Genomic DNA, 6822 nt, shown 5'->3' on the forward strand with positions numbered 1-6822 from the left:
AGATTGTCAACACGGTTCGGATAGTCTGAGGGAGATTCATTGAGCGACGAGAGAGAACAGGAGGTTCCGCGGTTGATGACCATCCCCGAGATCGCGAAGCGCCACGGCCTGTCTCGGCAGCGAGTGCACCGCATCGTCAGAGCGGACGAGAAGTTCCCAGCGCCGGTAGTGGAGCCGGGCACGACCCGGCTGAAGTACCCGACCGCTGCGGTGGATGAGTACTTCGACACGCGGGTCCTCCAGCCAGGCCGGCGTACCGACTTGGAGGAGAAGGGCGAGGGCGAGGACACCGATGGATGATCCGGATGCCGATTCGCCATACCGCCCCCTACGTACGCGCCGCCGGACAGGATGCCCGCGCTGGACCAAGAGCTCTAGTATTGCTCTACTAGGCGCTCTACCGGCAAGCCTTACGGAGCAGAAAGGGGCGAGGGCATGAGCGGAAACACCGGGTATGCGGAGATCGCCACGTATTTCCGGCGGCAGATTGTGGACGGCACACTCGCCCCAGGCGACCCGATGCCGACACAGAAGCAGGTCCGGGAGCAGTTCGGGGCGTCGATCGCCACCGTGAACCGGGCCTTTCAGATGCTCAAAGCGGAGGGTCTGACGGCCGCTCGAGTGGGGCAGGGCACGACGGTTGCCGAGCGGCCCCGGGTGGCCGCGACGGCCGCCGCACGGCTACGCAGGATCGCCCGAACGGGGCGTCCCTACGGCCCGAAGGAGAGGTCGGTAGACCACGAGGCACGGCTGCTGTCGTGCGCTGACCCGGACGTTGCCTCGGAGTTGGGCATCGAACTGCACGACGAGATCCTGATCCGCAGGCGGGTGTACATGCGTGAGAACGTGCGCACCATCGCCGCGTTCTCGTTCATCCAACCTCGCGGTTGGGCGGCAGTGCCGGAGATCCTGAACCCTGCACCCCTGGGGCGCTTCTGGCAGAAGGACTATGCGGAGCGCACGGGCCGCACGCCCGTGAAGCTTCCTGAGCGGCGTGGTGCGCGCCTCGCCTACCCGTCCGAGTTGTCCATGCTCAAGATCGACGCCCCTCCGAATGCCGCTGTCCCGGTTCTCGTCCTGTTCAACACCTGGCTTGACGAAGATGGGCCGTTGGAGCACTGGCAAGACGTCTACGCGCCGGGGCTGACCCAAAACGACGAGGAGTAACCAGCGCCCCGAAAGGGCGTTCCCCCATGTATCCAGAGAGGAGTTCGACCGTGCGGGACAGCAGTCGGATCCGGATCGCGTTCAGCAGGTACAAGAGCGTCATGCAGCCAGGCGGATCGGCGGGCCCGTGGGAGACCGCATGCGCCGAGCAGGGTCTGAGCGGCCAGATGAAGACGGTCACCGTCGACACCAGGTCGATCGGTCCGGACGACGCGCAGCTTCTCGGTGTCGAACCGGGATCTGATGTCGCCTACCGGCTGAGGCATGCGTGTGTCAGCGATGAGGTTCTGCAAGTCCAGCAGGCGTGGTACCCGGCAGACATCGCCGTGCGGGCCGGCCTGGACTCGCCCGCGAAGGTGCCGGGCGGGATCTACGGAGCACTCACGGCCGCTGGCCTACGACCGGCTGAGGTGGACGAGACGATCCGAGGTCGTATGCCGACGAAGGAAGAGGCTGCCCTGATGCAGGTCGGGACGGGCGTGCAGCTTTTCACGGTGGAGCGCATCACCCGGGGCCGGGACGGTCAGGCTCTTGAACTGCTCCGTATCACCGCACCGGCGGACAGGTTCGAGTTTGCCTACAACAACATGCAACTGCCAGGAGAGCCGGGCCCCGCCGAGTCTGGTTGATCAGGCAGAACAACTAGTACGGCCGACCCCGCTTGAGGAAACGGAGCCGGCCGCCCCACACGACGCCGATCTGCGAAACCTACGTCGATGGGGAACCCCCAGCGAAGGAGATCCAGAAGTGAGCGTAGCGCTTCTTGCCTACGACGAAAGAAGTCGGGGCGTGACGCTCTGATGACCAGTGAAGACAGCTACCCCGAGTACATCTCGTTCACCGACGCCGCCGCGCTCATCGTGCGCCGCGGGCTGGCCGGGAGCATGACCCCGCAAGGGCTCCGCTACATGGCCCTGTCCCGCAGCAAGTGGGACGGCGACCGTCTGAAGAAGCGATGGCCGTTCGGCGACAAGCCTGGGCAGACCCCGTACCTGATGGCCGCGGATACGCGCCTGATGAAGACAAAAGTCCTGCTCGACTACCTGAAGGAACACCCGCCGACCGGTCGGGGGCCCGCGCGCAAGCAGGGGCAACGTTCCGCCGAATCATGACTACGGTCAGTAGATGCGCGCCTGGATCACCGTGTTCGCAGCCACGGCCCGGAAACGCAGAACGGCCGGCAGGAGGGGTCGCAACAGCCCCACCAACCAGCCGTTCAGTGCCAGTGGATCGCAGCCCGCTGGCCTTACAAGTCCACCCGGGAAGAGCGGAGGCTTCGTGCCTAGAGTAGCGGCAGTTCCCGTACTGCCAAGTGTGTGCCCCCCTGTGATCACTCGCACGACGGGGTGGACCCGGTGAGTTACCAGGGGCAGACGTGGGTCGACGAGGTGGCCCTGCCTCACCTGAAGAACACCGGAGAGCTGATCATCATGCTGCGCGTGGCGAACCACGCGGGTAACGGGCCGAAGAAGATGAGCGGCTGTTTCGCTGGGTCCAAAACCCTCGCCAAGGAGTGCCTCATGTCCCCGCGCGCCGCGCAGGGGCACCTTCGGGAGCTCTCCCGTCGGAGCCTCCTTATCCCTGGCGACCCGAAGCTTGTTGAGCACATGCGCCCTGACCTCAGGACGCCGGTGTACGACCTTGCCGGCGCGCACGAACCAGGGTGCGCCGGAGGCCATGACATCGACGGGGACTGCCAGCCCTCCGACACGGGTAGCAGAATCTGCCACCCGTCGAATGGGGCGCAAAACAGCAGGTCAGCGGGTAGAAGAAATGACCACCCGTCCGCCGACGAGGCGGCAACGGGTAGCAAGAAACGACGGGAACGGGTAGCAGAATCTGCCACCAAAAGTTCTAAGGAATTGAAAGAGTTCTCTCCTCTCTCGGGGGCCTCGCCGTCCACGGCTGCCCCATCGGATTCGGCCCAGCCTGGAGAGAGAGAAGCAGCTACGCAAAAGACCCCAGACATCGACAAGGTCCTCGACGCGTTCATCGCCTCCTACATGCGCACTGCCGGACTCCCGCCCCGCCCCGGCGCGATCAAGTCCGTTCGCACCGATGCAGCTGCCCTGTTGTCCGTGGGCCGGTCGGTGGGCAACCTGTGCCTGCTGGCCGGGGAGTTGGGCGCCAAGGGGTGGACGGACCTGGTGAAGCACGCACAGATGAACCCGGAGCAGTCCATCCGCTCTGCTGGCATCGCCAGGCCATGGTGCGGCGGCTGCAACGGTGGTATCGCCCCCACCTCGGCGGCGCAGCGGATGATCGAGACGGATACGGGGATGGCGAAGTGTCACTGCCACCCCGGCTACGTCCCGACCCAGCCGGTCCACGCCTGATCTGTACGCAAAGCGGCGGCAGGGGAGCCCGTAGCAAGGCCCCTGCCGCCGCACGACCACCTGAACGGAGATCTACTGTGAGCGTACCCGCGCAGACCCGCAGCGGCGACGACAGCGACTTTGACCGGCCGCCCCTGCACGACCAGGACGCCGAACAGTCCGCCCTCGGCGGCATGCTGCTCTCCGCCGATGCCATCGCCGACGTCATCGCCATCCTCAAGGCCGAGCAGTTCGCCGCTCCCAAGCACGAGACGATCTACCGAGCCATCCTCGACGTCTACGGCAAGGGTGAGCCCGTTGACCCGATCACGGTGTCCGCTGAGCTCACCAAACGGGGCGAAATCAACAAGGTGGGCGGCGCGTCCTACCTACACGCGCTGGTACAGACCGTACCCACCGCAGCGAACGCCGAGCACTATGCAGAGATCGTCCACGAGAAGTCCGTCCTGCGCGGCTTGGCGCAGGCCGGCCACCGGATCAGCGCCCTCGCGTACGCCCAGGAAGGCGAACTCGCCGAGATCTGCAACGCCGCCCAGACCGCCGTCTATGCAGCCACCGAGGTCTCCCATGCCGACGAGGAGGACGTCCCGCTCGGCGACGTCATGGAAGGCATGCTCGACGAGCTGGACGCCAACCAGAACAGGAAGGACGAGATCACCGGTGTACCCACCGGGCTACGCGACCTGGACGCCCTGACCAACGGGCTCCAGCCCGGCCAGATGATCGTCATCGCGGCGCGCCCTGCCATGGGCAAGTCCACCCTGGCCGTCGACTTCGCACGCTGCTGCTCCATCAAGCACAACCGGCCCAGCCAGATCTTCTCCCTGGAGATGGGCCGCAACGAAGTCGCCATGCGCATCAATTCCGCCGAGGCCAGGGTCGGCCTGCACCACATGCGCAACGGCACGATGACCGAAGAGGACTGGACCCGCCTCGCCCGCCGCATGCCAGACGTTCAGGCCGCCCCCCTCTACATCGACGACTCCCCCAACATCACTCTGAACCACATCCGTTCCCGAGCCCGGAAGCGGAAGGCGAAGGGCGGCCTGGCCCTGATCGTCGTGGACTACATCCAGCTGATGGAGTCCGACACGCGCACCGAGAACCGGCAGCAGGAGGTATCGAAGATCTCCCGGGGCCTGAAGCTGCTCGCTAAGGAACTCGAGGTTCCAGTCATCGCGCTGTCGCAGCTGAACCGCGGCCCTGAGCAGCGCACCGACAAGAAGCCGGTCATCTCAGACCTGCGGGAGTCGGGCGCCATCGAGCAGGACGCCGACATGGTGATCCTGCTGCATCGCGAGGACGCCTACGAGAAGGAGTCCCCGCGGGCCGGCGAGGCCGATCTGATCGTTGCCAAGCACCGCAACGGGCCGACAGCGACCATCACGGCCGCGTTCCAGGGGCACTACAGCCGGTTCGTGGACATGGCGCAGCACTGACCTGCTGTGACGTGTGGAGGCCCCCGATCCTGCCCGGTTCGGGGGCCTTCTGGTTCCCGCCCGACGTCTACCATTGCAATGCCATGGGATATGGGTTAGAGTGGCATTACCGCAAGGCGCCACCCCAGAGGGAGACAGCAATGGGCAGCAAAGTTCTCGTCAGCGACATCGCGGCCCAGGCCGGCGCCACCGACGACGACGTCCGAGTACTCGACGCCCAGTGGCAGCGGATGATCCGCATCGACGAGGACGGCAGCTACTACGTCGACTCCACCAACCAGAACTACCTGTGGGGCGCGCTCTACGCGACGGCCGACCGCCGCAAGGACACCCGCATCCAGGCCGCGGACGCGCGCCTCGCCAAGGCCTACGCCGCACTGAAGGCGTCGACCGCTCCGAAGTCCCGCGCCGGCCAGATCGCCTGGCAGAGCCAGATGATCGGTCTGTTCACCGAAGTCCGCGACGCGCTGGCCGAGCTGTGTGACGCCAAGGTCGATGCGCAGGCGATGGAGCCCGCTGTTGCCGTGGCCCTTCGCGGCCAGGCGGACCGTGTGCTCCGTGACGCCCAGCGCAACGCCAGCCGTGCGGCCCGCCAGATCCGCGCCCTCGCCCGCGGCATCTGACCCCCACACTCCCCTGCTCCCCACCGGAAGGAGGTAGCCCGTACCGCCCCGGGTTCCGGCCGTGCCCCCACGGCGGCCGGAACCGTCACCCCCCGCCCGCCGGCCCGGTCTCTGCTCCCCTCTCGGAGGCCGGGCCCCGCACTTCCCGCGGGCAACACCCGCCCGCCACCCGGGCCACGCTGGAACCCGCACCAACCGCCAGGAGGCGTCACATGATCCGTACCACGTACCGGGGCCGCACCATCAAGGTCCTCGCCGCCCGCGGGAACCCGCACCAGCGCAAAATGGTCATCAACGGCCGGACCATCCACCACGGATGGCAGGGCGACGACGTCCAGGCCCTGGACTGGTTCCGGCAGATCATCGACAAGATTGAGGACAACGGCGGCGCCGGCATGGTCGCCATGCTGATCCCGGGCCAGTACACGGAGCCGCACTGGTACGAGCCCGGCACCATCGACGTCAACCCGCACGGGCACGCCACCCGCCCGGGCAGTATCTGTATGTGCTCCGCCTGCACGATTGACGACCCGTGCGGCGGCAAGGCCCGGTATACGCCGCTTCCGGTGGAGGCCTGCCGGTACTGCCACCAGCTCGAGGACGGCCACAAGCACGACGCCGTGTTCCTCAACCCGCACCGCTACACGGAACCCACCGAGCAGCAGCGGGCCGGCCGGCAGGCCGCCATCGACGACTACCAGGCGCGCGTCGCCGAGGACGACGACCCCAGCGAAGCGACCTGCGACGCGATCTACCCGGAGGAGGTCCGCGGCTACCTGGGCCGGCCGTGCTGCCTGTACTTCGCCGACCACCGCGACGCGTCCGACCCGGCTTTCCACGCGGACCACCGCGGCTTCCGCTGGCCCCGGACGGCTGCCTGATGGCCGAGCACATCCCCGACCCGATGGGATGCCAGCACTGCGGGATCGACCAGCGCGGCCACGCACGGCAGTACAAGCCGCCGGTCGGCTGGCATAAGTGGGAGCAGCCCACGCAGGAGCAGATCAAGGCGCGCATGCTGGCCCGACGGGCCGCTAAGACGTCCTGATCCGGCGCATTCCGTCAGTGCCGCCTGGGAGACTGGCCGTCTGCCGACAACACCCCTGGAGACGCCCCCGATGACCACCGACGACACCTTCACGCCCACCGTGGCCGACCTGCGGGCCATCGCCGAGTTCATCCGGGCCCGCGCCATGGACGAAGCCGGGGCCGCAGGACGCATGCAGTACTTCCAGCAGAACGGCGGCACCATCCAGC

Annotated in this window: 9 protein-coding genes; all 9 read left to right on the forward strand. The window is 67.0% G+C overall.

Annotated features, from left to right (window positions below):
* Positions 1–39 precede the first annotated feature (39 nt).
* A complete protein-coding gene (locus ACWC1K_RS50380; RefSeq protein ID WP_450840923.1) occupies positions 40–300 on the forward strand; it encodes a helix-turn-helix transcriptional regulator in 261 nt (86 codons plus the stop codon).
* 135 nt (positions 301–435) lie between these two features.
* A complete protein-coding gene (locus ACWC1K_RS50385) occupies positions 436–1167 on the forward strand; it encodes a GntR family transcriptional regulator (protein WP_450840925.1) in 732 nt (243 codons plus the stop codon).
* Between the two features lie 101 nt (positions 1168–1268).
* Positions 1269–1796, forward strand: coding sequence for a GntR family transcriptional regulator (locus ACWC1K_RS50390; protein WP_450840937.1), 528 nt, complete (start codon positions 1269–1271; stop codon positions 1794–1796).
* Between the two features lie 171 nt (positions 1797–1967).
* A complete protein-coding gene (locus ACWC1K_RS50395) occupies positions 1968–2279 on the forward strand; it encodes a hypothetical protein (protein WP_450840927.1) in 312 nt (103 codons plus the stop codon).
* Between the two features lie 243 nt (positions 2280–2522).
* Positions 2523–3503, forward strand: a complete 981-nt coding sequence (locus ACWC1K_RS50400) for a hypothetical protein (RefSeq protein WP_450840929.1) — start codon at positions 2523–2525, stop codon at positions 3501–3503.
* Positions 3500–4942 (forward strand): replicative DNA helicase, encoded by a 1443-nt coding sequence (gene dnaB / locus ACWC1K_RS50405; protein WP_450840939.1) that lies wholly within the window; start codon positions 3500–3502, stop codon positions 4940–4942. Before ACWC1K_RS50400 ends, dnaB begins: the two co-directional genes overlap by 4 nt.
* Positions 4943–5082: 140 nt before the next feature.
* Entirely contained in the window at positions 5083–5565 is a 483-nt protein-coding gene (locus ACWC1K_RS50410; RefSeq protein WP_450840931.1) for a hypothetical protein, read from the forward strand.
* Between the two features lie 212 nt (positions 5566–5777).
* The gene (locus tag ACWC1K_RS50415; protein ID WP_450840933.1) at positions 5778–6446 is read left to right on the forward strand and encodes a hypothetical protein; all 669 of its coding nucleotides are present in this window, start codon (positions 5778–5780) and stop codon (positions 6444–6446) included.
* Positions 6446–6613, forward strand: a complete 168-nt coding sequence (locus ACWC1K_RS50420) for a hypothetical protein (protein ID WP_450840935.1) — start codon at positions 6446–6448, stop codon at positions 6611–6613. The genes ACWC1K_RS50415 and ACWC1K_RS50420 overlap by 1 nt, the downstream gene beginning before the upstream one ends.
* Positions 6614–6822: the final 209 nt, after the last annotated feature.

Source organism: Streptomyces sp. NPDC001492, assembly GCF_053597275.1.

Coding starts and splice junctions, on each gene's coding strand:
- ACWC1K_RS50410 (WP_450840931.1), top strand. CDS start 5,083: ATGGGCAGCAAAGTTCTCGTCAGCGACATCGCGGCCCAGGCCGGCGCC.
- ACWC1K_RS50390 (WP_450840937.1), top strand. CDS start 1,269: ATGCAGCCAGGCGGATCGGCGGGCCCGTGGGAGACCGCATGCGCCGAG.
- ACWC1K_RS50395 (WP_450840927.1), top strand. CDS start 1,968: ATGACCAGTGAAGACAGCTACCCCGAGTACATCTCGTTCACCGACGCC.
- ACWC1K_RS50415 (WP_450840933.1), top strand. CDS start 5,778: ATGATCCGTACCACGTACCGGGGCCGCACCATCAAGGTCCTCGCCGCC.
- ACWC1K_RS50420 (WP_450840935.1), top strand. CDS start 6,446: ATGGCCGAGCACATCCCCGACCCGATGGGATGCCAGCACTGCGGGATC.
- ACWC1K_RS50385 (WP_450840925.1), top strand. CDS start 436: ATGAGCGGAAACACCGGGTATGCGGAGATCGCCACGTATTTCCGGCGG.